This is a genomic window from Cellulomonas sp. JZ18 (assembly GCF_009720485.1).
Classification (GTDB): Bacteria; Actinomycetota; Actinomycetes; order Actinomycetales; family Cellulomonadaceae; genus Cellulomonas.
Genome location: NZ_CP045245.1, coordinates 3,574,381 through 3,591,235, shown reverse-complemented (window position 1 = coordinate 3,591,235; position 16,855 = coordinate 3,574,381). Strand labels below are relative to the sequence as shown.

Here is a 16,855-nt window from a genome sequence, read left to right as displayed (position 1 = left end):
CACCCGGCCCTCCCGGATGTCGGTGGGCGGGTGCAGCATGGGTCGGACCGGGACGAACCGGACCTCGACGCCCCCGACGAGTCGCGGCGCCGGCACCGGTCGGTACCCGCGAGCGCACCGGGCGACCGCGTCCGGTGGCTGTCCGGCGACGAGGCGGAGGGCAGGCATGGCGACGGCGACGATCTCGGCCCAGGGGCTGGTGAAGCGGTACGGCGAGGTGGAGGCCCTGCGGGGCCTGGACCTGCAGGTGCCGCAGGGCACGGTGCTCGCGCTGCTCGGCCCCAACGGGGCCGGCAAGACGACGGCGGTGCGCATCCTCACGACGCTGCTGCGCCCGGACGGCGGCTCGGCCACCGTCGCGGGCGCGGACGTGCTGCACGCGCCGGAGGAGGTGCGCCGGCGCATCGGCCTCTCGGGGCAGTCCGCCGCGGTCGACGAGAACCTCACGGGCGCCGAGAACCTCGAGATGATCGGGCGCCTGTACGGGTTCCGCCGGCGGCGGGCCGCGGAGCGGGCGCGCGAGCTGCTCGCGGGGTTCGACCTCGCCGACGCCGCCGACCGGCCCGCCAAGACGTACTCGGGCGGGATGCACCGCCGGCTGGACCTCGCGTGCGCGCTGGTCGCGGAGCCGCCGGTCGTGGTGCTCGACGAGCCCACCACGGGCCTCGACCCGCGCAGCCGGCTGCAGATGTGGGAGGTGATCCACGGGCTCGTCCGCGCGGGCACCACGCTGCTGCTCACGACGCAGTACCTGGAGGAGGCCGACCGCCTCGCCGACGACATCGTCGTGATCGACCACGGCCGGGCGATCGCCCGCGGCACGGCCGACGAGCTGAAGTCGCAGGTCGGCGGTGAGCGCGTCGAGCTCGTCCTCGCCGACGCGGCGGACCGGCCGGCCGCCCGTGCCGCGCTGGCCGCGGTGGCCGCGGGGGACGAGGTGCACGACGGCGGCACCGAGCGGTCGCTGTCGGTCGCCGTGCGCGAGGGGGCACGGTCGCTGCGGGTCGTGCTGGACCGGCTGGAGGCCGACGGGGTGCGCGTGCTCGACGTCGGCCTGCGTCGCCCCACGCTCGACGACGTGTTCCTCACGCTCACGGGTCGCACCGCGGACGACGAGGCCACCCCGGGACGGGCCGGGCAGGACGGGGCCGGGCAGGACGGGACCGGGCAGGACGGGACCGGACGGGACGGGACCGGACGGGACGGCGGTGGCCGGCACCGGAGGGCCGAGGAGCGGGACGCCGTGCCCGCCCGCCCCGACGTCACGTCGGAGGTGCCGCGGTGAGCGCGCTGACCAGGACCGTCGTCGACACGCAGGTGGTGGCGAAGCGCAACCTGCTGAAGATCGTGCGGGTGCCCGAGATCCTCGTGGCCGTCCTCATCTCGCCGATCATGTTCGTGCTGCTGTTCGCCTACGTGTTCGGCGGGGCGATCGACCCGGGTGAGGGCGTCTCCTACCGCGAGTTCCTCATCCCCGGGATCTTCGCCCAGACCGTCGTGTTCGGGGCGACGTTCACGGGCGCCGGGATCGCCGAGGACATGCAGAAGGGGATCATCGACCGGTTCCGGTCGCTGCCCATGTCGCAGTCCGCCGTCCTGGCGGGGCGCACGCTCTCCGACGTCGTCTACAACGTGCTGTCGCTGGCGATCATGGCGCTCACGGGGCTGGTCGTGGGCTGGCGCGTGCGCGGCTCGTTGCTGGACGCCGCGGCGGCGTTCGCGCTGCTGCTCGTGTTCGCGTACGCGGTGAGCTGGATCATGGCGCTGGTGGGTGTGCTCGTGCCCAGCGTGGAGGTCATCAACAACGCGTCGTTCATCGTCATCATGCCGCTGACGTTCGTCTCGAACGCGTTCGTGCCGCTGGAGTCGTTCCCGTCGGCGCTGCGCGTCTTCGTCGAGTGGAACCCCGTGTCCACGCTGACGCAGGCGTGCCGCGAGCTGTTCGGCAACACGAACCCGGCGGCCGCGGTGTCGGACGCGTGGTCGATGCAGCACCCGGTGGCGTACACGCTGATCTGCGTGGCGGTGATCCTCGTGGTGTTCGCCCCGCTCGCGATCGCCCGGTACCGGCAGACGTCGCGGTGACGGCGCGCGGTGCCCGGGCTCAGGCCCGGGCGCCGCGCGGGACGGCGCCGCCGTCGTGCGTCTGCCCGTCGCCGGCAGCGCCCACGTCACCGGCAGCGCCCGCGTCACCGGCAGCGCCCGCGCCGTCGCCGTCCTCGGCCGCGCCGACCGCGTCGACGACGAGCTGCGCAGCACGTCGGATCTCGTCGACCTGCTCGGGCGTCACGCCGAGCCGCTCGACCATGGTGGCCGGGATGTGCTCCGCCCGGTCCCGCAGGGCGCGGCCGGCCGGGGTGAGCTGGATCGCGAGCGTGCGCTCGTCGCCGGCCGCGCGGGAGCGGACGACCAGCCCCATGGCGGCCAGGCGCTTGACGATCGGCGACGTGGTCGCGGGCTCCAGGTGCAGCAGGTCGGCGAGCGCGCGCAGCGAGAGCGTGCCGTGCTGCCACAGCGCGAGCATCGCGAGGTACTGCGGGTGCGTGAGCCCGAGCGGCTCGAGGAGCGGCCGGTAGAAGGCGACGAGCGAGCGTGCGGCCGCCGAGAGCGTGAGGCACACCTGGGCCTCGACCGCCAGGGGGTCCGTCGTCGTCGCGCGCGTCACGGCCCCGATGCTACCGCCACTCCTTCGTGCCCTTATGATGAGTGCGCTCACGAAAGGTGGAGGGGACCGCATGGCGCGAGGACGACGGTTCGACATGACCGACTGGCTCGCGCGGTACCTGCTCGGTCCTGCGTCGGTCGCGCACCCGCGACGTGCGGGCCGCAGCGCCACCGAGGAGGAGCGCCGCCGCGAGTCGGCGCTGCAGGCCGAGTTCGTGCGCGTGCGCGACGCGAGCGGCCGCGTCTACCTCGTCGACCGCGCGACGGCCGAGGCGACGGGCGCCACGCCTGTGGACGAGCCCGGGCGCCCCTGAGCGGCGGTCGGCCTCACCCGCACCCGACGCCGCTCAGCGTGACCGGCAGCCCGGGTCGCGGTACCCGCCGACGCTGACGCCGAACAGCTGCAGCAGCCCGGGGGCCGCGAGGCAGCGCAGGTCCTCGCCGACGCTCGTGCGCAGCACGCTGAGCGAGGGCTGCACGTCGACCGCCGTCAGCGACCCGCCGATGCGCGGGCCCTGCCCGCCGCACGACGACGCCCCGAGCGCGCCGGTGCCGGCCGCGGCGGCCAGGAGCACGTCGCCGCCGACGCCGCCGCCGCACACCCGCAGGTTGGTCCAGCGCGCGACATCCATGTCCCCCTCGACGGTGGTCCACGCGAACGTCATGTCGCCGCCGTGCGCGGCGAGGTCACCGCTCACGGTGCTGTCGACGACCCGCAGCCACGGCTGCTGCACGCTCGTCTCCACCACGACGTCGCCGCGCACGACCGTCTGGTCGAGGATGACGCTGCCGCGCGCCCGCACCGAGCCCTCGAGGTGCGCGTTCGCCGTCGCGAGGCCGGCGCCGCCCGTGAGGTGCACGTCGTCCCGCACGGTGGTCTGGATGAGGTCCACCGCGCCCGCGGACGCCACGACCCCGTCGACGAGCGAGCGGAAGAGGTTCGTGTGCGTGCCGGGCTCGACCCGCACGTCCCCGAGCACGTGCACCCCGCTGACGTCGCAGACCCGCAGGTCCCCGAGCAGGTCCCCGTCGAGGACGCGTCGCCCGCTGTCCGTGACGATCGGCCAGTCCGCCTGCTCGCTGCACCGGTACACGGGCGGGGCCGCCGTCGCGGGTGGCGCCGCCGCCAGGCCCGCGGTCACCGCCAGCGCCGCCGCCGTCAGCACGCGCGCGGGCGTGCCCCGTCCTCGTGCGGTCATGTCCGCCCCCCGTCGCACAGCCGTCGTGCGGCCAGTCTCCGCCGTGCCGCCGGGGCGGACAAGGGTGAGGAACCGGGCGTCAGCGCAGGAGGGTGCCGGCGAGCCCGACGCCCGCGGCCGCGGCCGCGACGCACGCCACGAGCGTCCCGACGGCGTTGAGCAGCGCGCGGCGCACCTCCCCGTCCCGTGCCAGCCGCACCGTGTCGACCGTCGCGGTGGAGAACGTCGTGAAGCCGCCGCAGAAGCCGGTGCCGGCGACGAGGAGCACGTCCGGCCCCAGCGCCCCCGCCGCGTGCCCTCCCGCGACCAGCCCGAGCAGCAGCGAGCCCGCCACGTTGACCAGGAACGTCCCGCGGGGGAACGGGGTACGGGTGCGGGCGGTCACCGCGCCGTCGAGCACGAACCGCGCGGCGGCCCCCAGCCCGCCGGCGAGCGCGAGCAGCAGCACCGTCACGGCCACGTCCCCGTCCGGCGCCGCAGCCGGGAGCCGGTGACGACCCCCGCGAGCGCCGCGAGCACGCCGACCCCCACGCTCACCACCCCGTACCCGACCGCGAGCAGGGCGTCGCCGCCGGCCAGCAGCCGCTCCACCTCGAGCGCGAGCGTGCTGAACGTCGTGAACCCGCCCAGCACCCCGGTGCCCAGGGCGAGCCGCGCGGCGCGCGCCGACGGTGACAGCGGCCCGTGGCCCAGCGCGCCGACGAGCAGCCCGAGCGCGAGCGCGCCCGCCAGGTTCACCACCGTCGTCGCGACCGGCCAGGCGCCAGGCCCGTCCACGAGCTCACCGACGCCGTAGCGCGCCAGGGTGCCGACCGCGCCGCCCGCCGTCACGAGGGCCACGAGCGCGGGGCGCCCGTGCGCGGGCCGGGCAGCACCTGGCCCGTCGTCCGCACGCACATGACAACCCTCTCATCCGGGTGTCACGCGGGCCCCACCCGCACCGGGTCGGATGGCTGCCATGACGACGACCGAGCGCGTGCTCCTGGGCCCCGCCGCCGGCGACGTGCTGGCCGCGGTGCTCGAGCCCGCGGGCCTGCGCGTGGAGCGGTGGGGACGTGACGCCGTGCACGCCCGCCCGGGGGCGGAGACGAGCGTCGGCTACGTCGTCGGCACCCGGCCCGCGGGCGCACCGGCGGCGGAGCCGGTCACGCACCACCTCACGGTCACGACGGCCGACGTCGACGGGCCCGGCGTGGCACGCGTGCGGGTCGGCGACGCCGCGCTCGCGGTGTGGGCCCACCCCGACGACCCGGCGCTGCCGGCCCTGCGCACGGCGAGCACGCCGGACCTGCTCGCGGGCGTGCTCGCTGGCGCGGGGGACGCGACCCGCGTCACGGCCCTGCGCACGGTGGCGTACCGGCCGCTGCGCCGCGCGGTCCTCGCCGCCGGCACCGACACGGGCGACCGCTGGGCCAAGGTGCTGCGCGCGGACCGCTCGACGGGCCTCGTCACGCGGCTGGCGCTGCTGCGCGGGGTCGACGTGCCGGTGCCCGCCACGGTCGCGCACACGCCGGGGCTCGTCGTCCTCGGGTCCGCGGCCGGGCGCCCGCTCGCCGACCACCTGATGGCCGGCGACGCCCCGCACCCGGGCGCGGTCCTCGAGCTGCTGAGCCGCGTCGCCGCCGTCCCGGCGGACGCGCTGCCCGCCCGGCCGCCGTGGAGCGCGCGGCTCGAGCAGTACGTCGCGGCGCTCGTCGACCACGCGCCGGACCTCGCGGACGTCGTCCGGTGGACCGCCGACGCCGTGCACGCGGCCGTCGCCGTGACCGACCCGGGTCCGGCCGGCGTCACCCACGGCGACCTGCACCCGGCCAACCTGTGGTGGGACGGGGCGACCGGCCTCGGCCTCGTCGACGTCGACACGCTCGGGCCCGGCCTGCTGGTGGACGACCTCGCGTGCCTGCTCGCGCACACGAGCGTCCTGCCGACCCTCGACCCCGGGTACCGCGCGGTGCCCGGCTGGCGCGACGCGCTGCTGCGTGAGGCGGACCGGGTCGTCGACCCGGTCGGCCTGCGGGCGCGTGCCGCCGCCGTCCTGCTCTCGCTGGCCGCGAGCCGGCCGGCGGAGCACCTGGTCCGTGCGTGGGCGCTGCTCGCGCGGGACCTCGTCCCCCGCCCCGTCCGGGGCGTCCCGGTGCCGGCCCCCGGCACCACCGAGAGGAGAGCATCGTGAAGAGGAACACCGCCGTCTGGCTCGTGTCCGGCGCCATCGGGATCGGCGGCGTGGCCGCCGCGTCCGCGGCCGCCGCCGCCGGGGACGACGCCCCGCTGCCCGCCGTGACGATCGCGCCCACGGCCGCCCCGACCGGTGCGGCCGTGCCCGGCTCGCCCGCCACGCCGTCCGCGGCGCCCGTGCCCGGCTCGGCGAGCACCCCGGCCGCGCCCGCAGCCCCGGTGCCCGCACCGGCCGACGCGGTCGTCGCGCCGCCGGCCGACCCGACGAACGTCGTGCCGGGCAGCCAGGTCACCACGGTGACGGCCGTCAGCGCGCCGTCGCCGCGGACGGCGGCGAGCACCGCCAGCCCGGCCAGCCCCGCCAGCCCCGCGTCCCCGGCGAGCCCCGTCAGCCCGCAGACGCCGCCCAGCCCGGCCAGCGCGCCGTCGGCCCCCTCGGCGGGCTGACACCCCCGGACCGCACGTGCGCCGCCCGACCCCCCGCGGGCGGCGCACGTGCACCGGGTCAGACCCGGGCGTCCTCCACGGCCGGTGTCGCCGCGTCGGCGTCGGCCTCCGCCATCGCCCGGCGTCCGGACGGCAGCGCGACGGCCACGACGACGACGAGCAGCAGCGCGACGCCGGCCGCGACCAGCAGCGACTCGACGCTGTACCGGTCGGCCAGCGGCCCGAACACCGACATGCCGAGCGGCATCGCGACCGCCATGACGATGCCGACGAAGCCGAACACGCGGCCCTGCCGCTCGGGCTCGACCTTCTCCTGCAGCACGGTCATCGTCGGCGTCGAGAAGAACGGGACGCCGAGGCCGATGAGGAACATGAAGGCGAAGAACACCCACAGGTTCGTCGAGACGCCGAGCCCGATGTTGAACAGCGCGAACAGTGCGGTCGTGCCGACGACCATGGCGATGCGGTTGCGCAGCCCGCCCCACGCCGCGACCGCGATGCCGCCGAGCAGCATGCCGACGCTGAACGCGAGCTCGTTGACCGTCAGCTTCCACACCTCGTCGCCGAACGTGCGCACGACCATGAGCGGGGTGAGGAACGACGGCGCGACGATGAGCACGAACACGACGCCCCACAGCAGCAGCACCCACCGCACGAAGGCGTGCGTGGCGACGTACCGCACGCCGCCGACGAGATCCGCGACGTAGCCCCGGACGCCCGCGACCTGGTCGGTGCGCACCAGCCGCTGGACGGGCACCAGGGCGAGCAGGCCGATGCCGATCAGCGCGGTGACGACGTCGACGAAGAAGATCGTCTCGATCGAGGCGGACGCGTACAGCCCGGCAGCCACGGCCGGGGCGACGAGCATCATCGCGGACTGGATCGTCTGGTTGATGCCGTTGACCCGCATGAGCTTCTCGGTCGGCACGACCTGCGGCAGCAGCGACGACACCGCAGGGGTCTGGATGCCCGCACCGGCCGAGCGGATCGCGGCGACCAGGTAGAGCAGCCACAGCTCGTCGTAGCCGGACAGCATGAGCAGGGCCAGGGCGAGCGTGCTCGCGGCGATCGTCGCGTCGGCGCCGATGATGAGCTTCTTGCGGTCGTGCCGGTCGGCCCAGACGCCGCCGAACACGGAGACGACGGCCTGCGGCAGGAACCCGAACACGGCGTACAGCGCCATGACGGCGCCGGACCGCGTCTCGAGCGTGAGGTGCCACATGATCGCGTACTGGACCAGCATCGAGCCGAGCAGCGACGACGTCTGACCCGCGAGGAACACCGTGACGTCGCGCCGCCACCGCGGCCGCTCGGCCTCGGTCAGCGGTGCGTCCGCCAGCGCGACGTCGACGTGCGCGTCGCCGGCCGGGGCGTCGGGGGACCCGCCGCCGGACGTGGCGTCCGGGGGCGTGCCGGTCGGCTGGTCCGCGGGGTCGGGTCCGGGCGTGGGGCAGACACGGGAGGTCCTCCGGCGGGGTGCGTGGGGTGTCGGTGGTGCAGACCGCCCGGGCGCGAACTCATCGGGTGGGCGTCGGACGACCCCACCCTGGTGCGGACCGCCCCCGCTGTCACGGGCTTTCGTACCCGCCGGCGCCGCCCGGCACGGGTCGGTCAGCGCGCCGCCAGGCGGTAGCCCATGCCGCGCACGGTCTCGACCCGGTCGGCGCCGACCTTGCCGCGCAGGTAGCGCACGTAGACGTCGACGACGTTCGACGACGGGTCGAAGTCGTACCCCCACACCTGCGACAGCAGCTGCTCGCGGCTGAGCACCTGGCCCGGGTGCCGCAGGAACGCCTCGAGCAGCCCGAACTCGCGCGCCGACAGGTCGACCTCGCGGTCGCCGACGCCCGCGCGCCGGGTCCTGAGGTCCAGGGACAGGTCGCCGGCGCGCAGCACGGTCGGCTCGTCGGCGGGGTCGGTGCGCAGCCGCACGCGGATGCGCGCCAGCAGCTCCTCGAACGTGAACGGCTTGGCCATGTAGTCGTCGGCGCCCTCGTCGAGCCCCGCCACGACGTCCCGGACCGTCGAGCGCGCGGTGAGGATGATGACCGGCATGCGGCTGCCGTGCTCGCGCAGCCGGCGCAGGACCGCCAGGCCGTCGCCGCCCTTGAGGCCGAGGTCGAGCACGAGCAGGTCGAACTCCCCGCTCGCGGCGAGGTCCAGCGCCTCGCGCGCGGTCGCGACGGTGGTGCTGCCGTACCCGGCGGCCTTGAGCCCCTTCGCGACGAAGCGGGCGATGCGGGTCTCGTCCTCGGCCACGAGGATCTGGGTCACGGCGTCCCTCCGGAGGTCGGGGCAGCGGCGGTCGGGGCAGCGGCGGTCGGGACGGCGGCCGGTCCCGGGGTGGCGCCGGACGGCGGGCCGGCGAGGGGCACGCGGACGGTGAACGTCGAGCCCCGGCCGGGGGTGGACACGACGTCCGCGGTACCGCCGTGCGCGTGCGCGATGGCCGCGACGATGGCGAGCCCGAGGCCCGCGCCCGGCCGCTCGTCGTCCTCGTCCGCCCGCGCGAACCGCTCGAAGACGCGGCCGACGTCGGCGGGGGCGATGCCGACGCCCTCGTCGGTCACCCACAGCTCGAGGTGGTCGTCCACCACGCGCGAGCCCAGCAGGATCGTCGACCCCTCGTCCGAGAACTTCACGGCGTTCGCCGCGAGCTGCAGCCACGCCTGCGTCAGGCGCTGCGCGTCGACGAGCGCGGTGCCCTCGGCCCGCGCCTCGACGCCCCACCGCCGCCGGCCGAGCGGGCGCACGTTGCCGGAGACCGTGTCGGTGAGCGCGCCGACGTCGTGCGGCGCGAACCGCACGAAGTCCGGGCTGCCGACCGTCGCGAGCGTGAGCAGGTCGTCCATCAGGCGGCCCATGCGGTCCAGCTCGTCGAGCACCAGCTCGCGCGTCTCCTGCGCGTCGGCCGGGTCGGCGGTGTCCATGAGCTCGACGTGCCCCCGCACGACCGTCAGCGGCGTCCGCAGCTCGTGGCCCACGTCGTCCAGGAGCGCCCGCTGGGCGCCGACGGCCGCCTGGATCCGGTCGAGCATCGCGTTGAACGCGCGGGTCAGCTCGGCCACGTCGTCGTTGCCGCGCACGGGCAGCCGCGCCGACAGGTCGGTGTCGGTGATGCTGCGCGCCGTGCGCCCGAGCAGGCGCACGGGGCGCAGCAGGCGTCCGGCCACGACCCACCCCACCACCGCGACGAGCGCGGCCGCGACCGCCGCGACGGCGGCGTAGGTGCCGAAGATGCCGACGAACGCCCCGCGCTCAGCGGTCCGGTCGTAGGCGAGGACGAGCACGGTCGTGCCGTCGGCGGCCGTCGTCGCGTCGGCGGGGCGCACCGGGATCACCGCGACCCGCCAGTCGGTGACCGCGGTCGGGACGCTGAGCAGGCGCGCGCTCGCGGTCAGCGCGGGGTCGGCGAGACGGGCGACCAGCTCGGCGTCGTCCTCCGGCCGCAGCACCACCGAGTCCGCGGCGACGACGGTCACGGCGCCGTCCTGCAGGGCGAGCATGCCCTCGGTGCGCGCGGGGACCGTGCGGGACATCGCGGTGACGACGAGCTCGTGCGCCGACGCGAACGGCCCGCCCGTCTGCGGGTCCACCCCGTCGGCGGCGAGCAGCCGGACCTGCTCGGCGTTGCGCCGCAGGTCGTCGTCGATGCGCGCGTCGACGCGGGCGCCGCCGAGCAGCGCCGCGACCCAGCCGGACACGGCGAGCGCGGCGCAGGTCGCGGCGAGGACGGCCGCGAGCACGCGGACGCGGACGGTGACGACCCGGCGCTCCGGCTCCGCGGACGGTGCGGGTGCCGCAGGCCCCTCGGGCGTCGGCGGTGTCGGGGGTCGGGGCGCGACGTCGACCGCCGGCAGCGGCAGCGTCGTCTCGACGGCGGACGGCGGCGGCACCGGTCGTGCGGCGCGGCGCGGCGGCAGGGCCGGCGGGCGCCGGCCGGTGGCGTCAGTCATCGTCGGCACCCGCGTCGTCGTCCTCGTCGTCACCCGCGTCGTCGTCGCCGTCGTCGTCCCCGTCGTCGTCGCCGTCGTCGTCCGCGGGGCGGGCTGGGGCGGCGCCGGGGCGACCGCGGTCGGCGTCGGTGCCGGGGCGGGGGTGCTGGGGACGCCGGTGCGGTGCCGGGACCACCCACGCCGGGGTCCGGGGTCGCGGGCGCCGGCGTGGTGGTCACGACGACGACCTCGCCGAGGCCGGTGTCCGCCGGTGGCGCGGCGGCGGCGCGCGTGACGAGCCAGCCGGCGAGCGCGAGCACGACGGCGCCCACGAGCGCGACCACGCCGCGTCGGCCCATGCCCGTCCTCCGTCCCCGCGCGCTCGCGCGCTGCGCCCCGCGGCCCGTCCCGGGTCCGCTCCGCGGACGAGGATGCCGCCGCCGGATGAGACGTGGATGAGAGTCTCGGCGTCGCGCGCTGCCCGCGACGGGCCGGGACGGGCCGACACGCCGGGCAGGACGCGCCGATCGTGCCGGGACGTCCCGATCCGTCCCGGGACCGCAGGGACCACCGGCCTGGCCCAACCCCCGGCGGCCGTCTAGCGTTGCGCAAGTGACTGAGAACCGTGTCAACGGCACCGCACCCGTGACCGCCCCCCAGCACTCCGTCGAGGGCTTCGTGAAGGAGTTCCTCCGCGAGCTGCACTTCGGGCAGGGCGTGACCCTGGCGCGCTCCAACGTCAACGACCAGTACCTCGCGCTCGCGCGCACGGTCCGCCAGTACCTCATGGCGCGCTGGCTGGAGACGGTCCGCCGCCAGATGGAGGCGCAGTCCAAGGCCGTCGCGTACCTGTCCGCCGAGTACCTGCTGGGCCGGCAGCTCGACAACGCGCTCATCGCGACCGACATGGCGGAGATCGTCGAGGAGGGCCTCGGCTCGCTCGGCATCGACCTGGCCACGCTGCGCGAGCAGGAGGTCGAGCCCGGCCTCGGCAACGGCGGTCTCGGGCGCCTCGCGGCGTGCTTCGTCGACTCGCTCGCGACGATGAGCGTGCCCTGCATCGGCTACGGCATCCGCTACGAGTACGGCATCTTCCGCCAGACGTTCGTCGACGGCTGGCAGGTGGAGCAGCCGGACACGTGGCTGGAGCTGGGCGCGCCGTGGGAGTTCCCGCACCCCGAGCACGCGGTCACCGTGCACTTCGGCGGGTCGACCGAGACGTACACCGACGAGGACGGCGTCGAGCGCACCCGCTGGAACCCGGCGTGGGACGTGCTGGGCGTGCCCTACAACTACATGGTCCCCGGGTACCAGAACGGGCGCGTGAACACGCTGCGCCTGTGGAGCGCGCGGGCGACGCGGGCGTTCGACCTGCAGATCTTCAACTCCGGCGACTACGCCGAGGCGGTGCGCGCGCAGACGTTCGCGGAGAACATCTCCAAGGTCCTGTACCCCGAGGACTCCACGCCGCAGGGCAAGGAGCTGCGCCTGCAGCAGCAGTACTTCTTCGTCGCGTGCTCGATCCGCGACTTCGTCGACAACGTCCTGCCCGCGGGCTTCGACCTGCACCGGCTGCCCGAGCGGATCGTGTTCCAGCTCAACGACACGCACCCCGTCATCGCGGTGCCGGAGCTCATGCGCATCCTCGTCGACGAGAAGAAGTTCGCGTGGGACGAGGCCTGGGCCGTCACGCAGCAGTGCTTCGCGTACACCTGCCACACGCTGCTGCCCGAGGCCCTCGAGGTGTGGTCGGTCGACCTGCTCGGCCGCCTGCTGCCGCGGCACCTCGAGATCATCTACCGCATCAACGAGGAGTTCCTCGCCCAGGTGCGCGAGCGGTTCCCGAACGACGAGCCGCGGCTGCGCCGCATGTCGATCATCGCCGAGCACCCCGAGCGGTCCGTGCGCATGGCGTACCTCGCGACGATCGCGGGCTCGAAGGTCAACGGCGTCGCCGAGCTGCACTCGCAGCTGCTGCGCGACAACGTCCTGCCCGACTTCGCCGAGGTCTGGCCGGACAAGTTCACCAACGTGACGAACGGCGTCACGCCGCGCCGCTTCATCCGCCTCGCCAACCCCGCGCTGTCGGACCTCGTCACCGACGCGATCGGCCCCGGCTGGCTGACGGACCTCGAGCGGCTGCGGGAGATGGAGCCGCTGGCCGACGACGCCGAGTTCCGCGAGCGGTTCCGCGCGGTCAAGGCGGCGAACAAGCAGCGCCTGGCGGACGTGCTCGAGCGCCGCGACGGCATCACGCTGCGCACCGACGCGATGCTGGACGTGATGGTCAAGCGCCTGCACGAGTACAAGCGCCAGACCCTCAAGCTGCTGCACGTCGTCTCGCTGTACGAGCGCATCACGACCGGCGAGCTCGACCCCGCCTCGATCCAGCCGCGCGTCTTCGCGTTCGGCGCCAAGGCCGCGCCCGGCTACACGATGGCCAAGCAGATCATCGGCCTCATCAACCACGTGGCCCGGACCGTCAACGCCGACCCTCGCGTGCAGGGCGCGCTGACGGTCGTGTTCCCGCCGAACTACAACGTGACGCTCGCGGAGAAGCTCATCCCGGCCGCGGACCTCTCGGAGCAGATCTCCCTCGCCGGCAAGGAGGCGTCCGGCACGGGCAACATGAAGTTCGCGCTCAACGGCGCCCTGACGATCGGCACGGACGACGGCGCGAACGTCGAGATCCGCCGGCTCGTCGGCGACGAGAACTTCTTCCTCTTCGGCCTCACCGAGCCCGAGGTGGAGCAGGTGCAGGCGGCCGGGTACCAGCCCTCGCGGTACTACGAGGAGAACCCGACGCTGCGCCGCGCGATCGACCTCGTCGCGTCCGGCGCGTTCGCGGACGGCGACCGGCAGTGCTTCGCCCCGGTCGTGTCCAACCTGCTCACCGAGGACCGCTTCCTCGTGCTCGCGGACTTCGCGTCGTACCTCGAGGCGCAGGACCGCGTCGACGCCGCCTACCGCGACCCGGAGGCGTGGACGCGCTCGGCGATCCTCAACGTGGCCCGCTCCGGCTTCTTCTCCTCCGACCGGTCGATGTGGGACTACATCGACCGCATCTGGCACACGCAGCCGGTCCTCGCGCGCTGAGGCGCGCGGGCGGCGCACGCACGGGCCGCACACGCACGGGCCCCCGCCGACCAGCCGGTCGGCGGGGGCCCGTGGCCGTCGGGGCCCGGTGTCAGCCCCGCAGCGCCAGCACCGACTCGTGCAGGCGGTCCGCGGTGGTCCGCAGCTCGTCCGCGGCGCCGCGGATCGTGGCGATGCTGCCCAGGGACCGGCGCTGCGCCTCCTCGACGACACCGACGCCCTGCTCGATGTCGCGTCCCTCGGTCGCCGCCTCGGCGACGGCGGCGGCCATGGACGCCGTCGTCACCGACTGCTCCTCGACCGCACCCGCGATCGTCGTCTGGTGGTCCTCGACGCGTCGCACGGCGTCGCCGATCCGCGCGATCTCGTCGACCGCGCGCCCGACCGCGTCCTGGATCGCCTCGACCTGGCCCGCGATCTCGCCCGTCGCGCGGGCGGTCTCCTGGGCGAGCTCCTTGACCTCGCCGGCGACGACCGCGAACCCGCGGCCCGACTCGCCCGCCCGCGCGGCCTCGATCGTCGCGTTGAGCGCCAGCAGGTTCGTCTGCTCCGCGATGCCGCTGATGACCTTGACCACGGAGCCGATCCGCGCCGAGGACGCGCCCAGCTCCTCGACGGTGCGCGCGGTGCGGTCCGCGACCTGCACGGCCTCCCGCACCACGGCGGACACCTCGGTCGCGTTGCGCGAGATCTCCCCGATGGACGCGTCCATCTGGTGCGCCCCCGCCGCGACGGCGTCGATGCGGTCGGCCGCCTGCCGTGCGCTCGCCACGACCTGCCGGGTCTGGGCCGCGGAGTCCTGCACGTCCTCCGAGAGCGACTCGCTCGACCCCAGCAGCGTGCTCACCGCACCGGTGACGGCCTCCGCCGACGCGCTCACCTCGGTCGTCGCCGCCGCGGTGCGGTCGAGCGTCGCGTTGAGGGCGGCGGCGAGCCGGTCGAGCTCGGTGCGACCGCTGCCCGTGTCGAGGCGTGCGTGCAGGTCGCCCGAGGCGAGCGCGTCCGTCGCGCGGCGCAGCGGACGGGTGATGGAGCGGGACACGGCCAGGCCGAGGACGGTGAGCAGCACGAGCGCGGGGAGCGCGACGAGCACGATCGGCACGGTGTCCGCGACCGCCGCCGCGCGGACGTCGTCCACGTAGATGCCGGAGCCGACGACCCAGCCCCACGGCTCGTACCCCGCGACGTACGACACCTTCGGCTGCGGCTCGTCCATCCCGGGCTTGGGCCACTGGTAGCGGACGGTGCCCGCGCCGTCGGCCTCGACGACGTCGACCATCGTCACGAACAGGCGCAGCCCGTCGGGGTCCTCGTGCTCGGTCAGGTCCTGGCCGTCGAGCTCGGGCTTGAACGGGTGCATGAGCATCGTCGGGTGCATGTCGTTGACCCAGAAGTACTCCTCGCCGGCGTACCGCAAGCCGCCGAGGGCCTCGAGCGCGAGCGCCTGCGCCTCCTCGGTGGTGAGGTCGCCGCGGTCGGCGAGGGTGCCGTAGTGCTCCACGACCCCCAGCGCGGACTCGACGACGTGCTGGGTGGCGGTCGTGCGTTCGGCGGTGATGCGTCTCTCGACGCCGGCCACCGCCACCACGGTCAGGAGCGCGAGCGCCAGCGCGGTCAGCACGACGAGGGCGATCATCCGCAGACGGATGGGCAGGGCCTTGAGGCGCAGCACGGGATCCTCCATTGGGTCGGCGTGCGGGTCCGTGCCCTCCGGTCGGCCGCGGACGCCCGGTCCTGAGAGGTCCGCGGCCGGTGACGGCCGCCGACGGGGCGTCGTCACCCGGTCGGGCGTGCCGGTCGCGTCCGTGCGTGATGCTGGTCAGCGCGCGCGACGTCCACGGCCACGGGCGGGACGAGCGCCGCGCGTGCCGGTGCGCGGCGTCCGCGGGGACGTGCCCCGGCCGGCGACCGCCGGCGCGGCCGGGGCCGGCGGTGCGGCGACGTCGCCCCGCGAGCTGCCCGCCGTGCGGCCGCGCACGATGCCCACGAGCTCCTGCACGAGCGGGTGCTCGGCGTCCCGGTGCCACACGAGCGCGACGCGCGAGGCCGGCACCTCGGGCACGTCGCGGACGGCGAACCGCGTGTCGCCGTGCTCGCGCGCGAGCGCGTGGGGGAGGACGACGACGCCCGCGCCGGACGCGACGAGGTCGAGCGCCGTGGGCGTGTCGGGCACCTGCGTGACCTCGGCGGCCCCGACGGCCGCCTCCGCACCGAGCACGTCGTCGGCGGGCACGAGCAGGGGCTCCGCGCGCAGGTCGTCGAGGTCGACGGCGTCGACGACGGTGAAGAGGTGCTCGCGCGGCACGACGACGACCGCGCGGTCCTCCCACAGCGGCACGACCGCCCACCCGTCGCGCGTGCTCGGCACCGGCGACGGCAGGCCGGGCGGCGGCAGGTCCGGCGACGAGGGGCCGGGAGACGACAGGCCGGGCGCCGGGTCCGGGGGCAGCCGCAGCACCGCCGCGTCCACGTCCCCCGCGAGCACGGCGGCGGCCGCACCGGCCGGTGCCGCGCGCACGACGTCGAGCGGCTCGTCGGGCACGCGCTGCGCCCACACGCGCGCCCAGCGGTCCGGCGAGACCCCGGGGACGAGGAGCAGCCTCATCGCACGCGCCGCACGACGAGGTCGGTGACCTGGTGTCCGAGGTCGAGGCCGCGCTGCTCGAAGCGGGTGACCGGGCGGTGCGCCGGGCGGGGCACCACGCCGCCCTCGAGCGCCGGGTCGGCGGCGAGGACCTCCGCCGCCTGCGCGGCGTAGTCCGCCCAGTCGGTCGCGACGTGGAACGTGCCGCCCACGCGGAGCCGGTCGCGCACCAGGTCGACGTGCGCCGGCTGGACCAGGCGTCGCTTGTGGTGCCGCGCCTTGGGCCACGGGTCGGGGAAGAACGCGTGCACCGCGTCGAGCGAGCCGGGGGCGACGGACGCCCGCAGCAGGCGCAGCGCGTCGCCGTGCGCCACACGCACGTTCGTCAGCCCCTCCCGCTCCACCAGGACCAGCAGCGCGGCGACGCCCGGCAGGTGCGCCTCGACGGCGAGCCAGTCCCGGTCGCGGTCGGCGGCGGCCATCGCCGCCGTGGCGTCGCCCATGCCGGAGCCGATCTCGAGCACGAGCGGCGCGGTGCGCCCGAACAGCGCGGCGGTGTCGAGCAGGCCGTCCGCGGTGCGCGGCGGTGCGGCCCGCTCGTCGTCGACCGAGAACCCCCAGCGGGGGAACAGCCGGTCGAGCGCGTCGGCGCGGTCGCGTCCGAGCGCGGCGCGGCGCGGGTGGAACGTGCGCAGGGGCTCGTGCGCCCGCGACGCGCGGTGCGTGAACACGTCCTCCGCCTGGCGCACGGTCAC

Annotated in this window: 16 protein-coding genes; 6 read left to right on the top strand and 10 right to left on the bottom strand. The window is 75.8% G+C overall.

Annotated features, from left to right (window positions below; translation table 11 throughout):
* Positions 1-166 precede the first annotated feature (166 nt).
* Positions 167-1,285, top strand: a complete 1,119-nt coding sequence (locus GC089_RS16180) for an ATP-binding cassette domain-containing protein (RefSeq protein WP_155378502.1) — start codon at positions 167-169, stop codon at positions 1,283-1,285.
* Positions 1,282-2,085: an ABC transporter permease gene (locus tag GC089_RS16175; RefSeq protein WP_155378501.1), complete on the top strand. Its 804-nt coding sequence runs from the start codon at positions 1,282-1,284 to the stop codon at positions 2,083-2,085. The genes GC089_RS16180 and GC089_RS16175 overlap by 4 nt, the downstream gene beginning before the upstream one ends.
* Positions 2,086-2,104: 19 nt before the next feature.
* Here the strand turns inward: GC089_RS16175 and GC089_RS16170 are convergent, their stop codons facing one another.
* Entirely contained in the window at positions 2,105-2,665 is a 561-nt protein-coding gene (locus tag GC089_RS16170) for a MarR family winged helix-turn-helix transcriptional regulator (protein ID WP_370514026.1), read from the bottom strand.
* A gap of 70 nt (positions 2,666-2,735) precedes the next feature.
* On the opposite strand from GC089_RS16170, the gene GC089_RS16165 reads away from it, so the two are divergent.
* Positions 2,736-2,978 carry a hypothetical protein gene (locus GC089_RS16165; protein WP_155378499.1) on the top strand — a complete coding sequence of 81 codons (243 nt, stop codon included), beginning with the start codon at positions 2,736-2,738 and terminating at the stop codon, positions 2,976-2,978.
* A 33-nt stretch (positions 2,979-3,011) separates the two neighbouring features.
* Here the strand turns inward: GC089_RS16165 and GC089_RS16160 are convergent, their stop codons facing one another.
* From GC089_RS16160 to GC089_RS16150, 3 genes are all read right to left on the bottom strand, one after another.
* A complete protein-coding gene (locus tag GC089_RS16160) occupies positions 3,012-3,863 on the bottom strand; it encodes a hypothetical protein (protein ID WP_155378498.1) in 852 nt (283 codons plus the stop codon).
* Between the two features lie 79 nt (positions 3,864-3,942).
* A complete protein-coding gene (crcB, locus tag GC089_RS16155) occupies positions 3,943-4,317 on the bottom strand; it encodes a fluoride efflux transporter CrcB (protein ID WP_155378497.1) in 375 nt (124 codons plus the stop codon).
* Complete coding sequence (locus GC089_RS16150) at positions 4,314-4,703, bottom strand: CrcB family protein (RefSeq protein WP_230684890.1); 390 nt, start codon at positions 4,701-4,703, stop codon at positions 4,314-4,316. Before GC089_RS16150 ends, crcB begins: the two co-directional genes overlap by 4 nt.
* Before the next feature lie 118 nt (positions 4,704-4,821).
* Between GC089_RS16150 and GC089_RS16145 the strand changes: the two genes are divergently transcribed.
* The gene (locus GC089_RS16145) at positions 4,822-6,036 is read left to right on the top strand and encodes a phosphotransferase (RefSeq protein ID WP_196250738.1); all 1,215 of its coding nucleotides are present in this window, start codon (positions 4,822-4,824) and stop codon (positions 6,034-6,036) included.
* Positions 6,033-6,485 (top strand): hypothetical protein, encoded by a 453-nt coding sequence (locus GC089_RS16140; protein ID WP_155378494.1) that lies wholly within the window; start codon positions 6,033-6,035, stop codon positions 6,483-6,485. The genes GC089_RS16145 and GC089_RS16140 overlap by 4 nt, the downstream gene beginning before the upstream one ends.
* Before the next feature lie 58 nt (positions 6,486-6,543).
* Here GC089_RS16140 and GC089_RS16135 read toward each other — a convergent pair whose 3' ends face one another.
* The 3 genes from GC089_RS16135 to GC089_RS16125 form a co-directional block, all read right to left on the bottom strand.
* Positions 6,544-7,767 carry an MFS transporter gene (locus GC089_RS16135; RefSeq protein WP_230684889.1) on the bottom strand — a complete coding sequence of 408 codons (1,224 nt, stop codon included), beginning with the start codon at positions 7,765-7,767 and terminating at the stop codon, positions 6,544-6,546.
* A 329-nt stretch (positions 7,768-8,096) separates the two neighbouring features.
* Complete coding sequence (locus GC089_RS16130; RefSeq protein ID WP_155378493.1) at positions 8,097-8,759, bottom strand: response regulator transcription factor; 663 nt, start codon at positions 8,757-8,759, stop codon at positions 8,097-8,099.
* Positions 8,756-10,441, bottom strand: a complete 1,686-nt coding sequence (locus tag GC089_RS16125) for a cell wall metabolism sensor histidine kinase WalK (RefSeq protein WP_155378492.1) — start codon at positions 10,439-10,441, stop codon at positions 8,756-8,758. Before GC089_RS16125 ends, GC089_RS16130 begins: the two co-directional genes overlap by 4 nt.
* Before the next feature lie 591 nt (positions 10,442-11,032).
* Here GC089_RS16125 and GC089_RS16120 point away from each other — a divergent pair.
* Positions 11,033-13,516, top strand: a complete 2,484-nt coding sequence (locus GC089_RS16120; RefSeq protein WP_155378491.1) for a glycogen/starch/alpha-glucan phosphorylase — start codon at positions 11,033-11,035, stop codon at positions 13,514-13,516.
* A 91-nt stretch (positions 13,517-13,607) separates the two neighbouring features.
* Here the strand turns inward: GC089_RS16120 and GC089_RS16115 are convergent, their stop codons facing one another.
* From GC089_RS16115 to trmB, 3 genes are all read right to left on the bottom strand, one after another.
* On the bottom strand, positions 13,608-15,200 hold the full coding sequence (locus GC089_RS16115) for a methyl-accepting chemotaxis protein (protein ID WP_230684888.1): 1,593 nt from the start codon (positions 15,198-15,200) through the stop codon (positions 13,608-13,610).
* A 135-nt stretch (positions 15,201-15,335) separates the two neighbouring features.
* Positions 15,336-16,121, bottom strand: coding sequence for a LysR family transcriptional regulator substrate-binding protein (locus tag GC089_RS16110; protein WP_155378490.1), 786 nt, complete (start codon positions 16,119-16,121; stop codon positions 15,336-15,338).
* Positions 16,118-16,849, bottom strand: a complete 732-nt coding sequence (gene trmB / locus GC089_RS16105) for a tRNA (guanosine(46)-N7)-methyltransferase TrmB (protein WP_155378489.1) — start codon at positions 16,847-16,849, stop codon at positions 16,118-16,120. The genes GC089_RS16110 and trmB overlap by 4 nt, the downstream gene beginning before the upstream one ends.
* Positions 16,850-16,855: the final 6 nt, after the last annotated feature.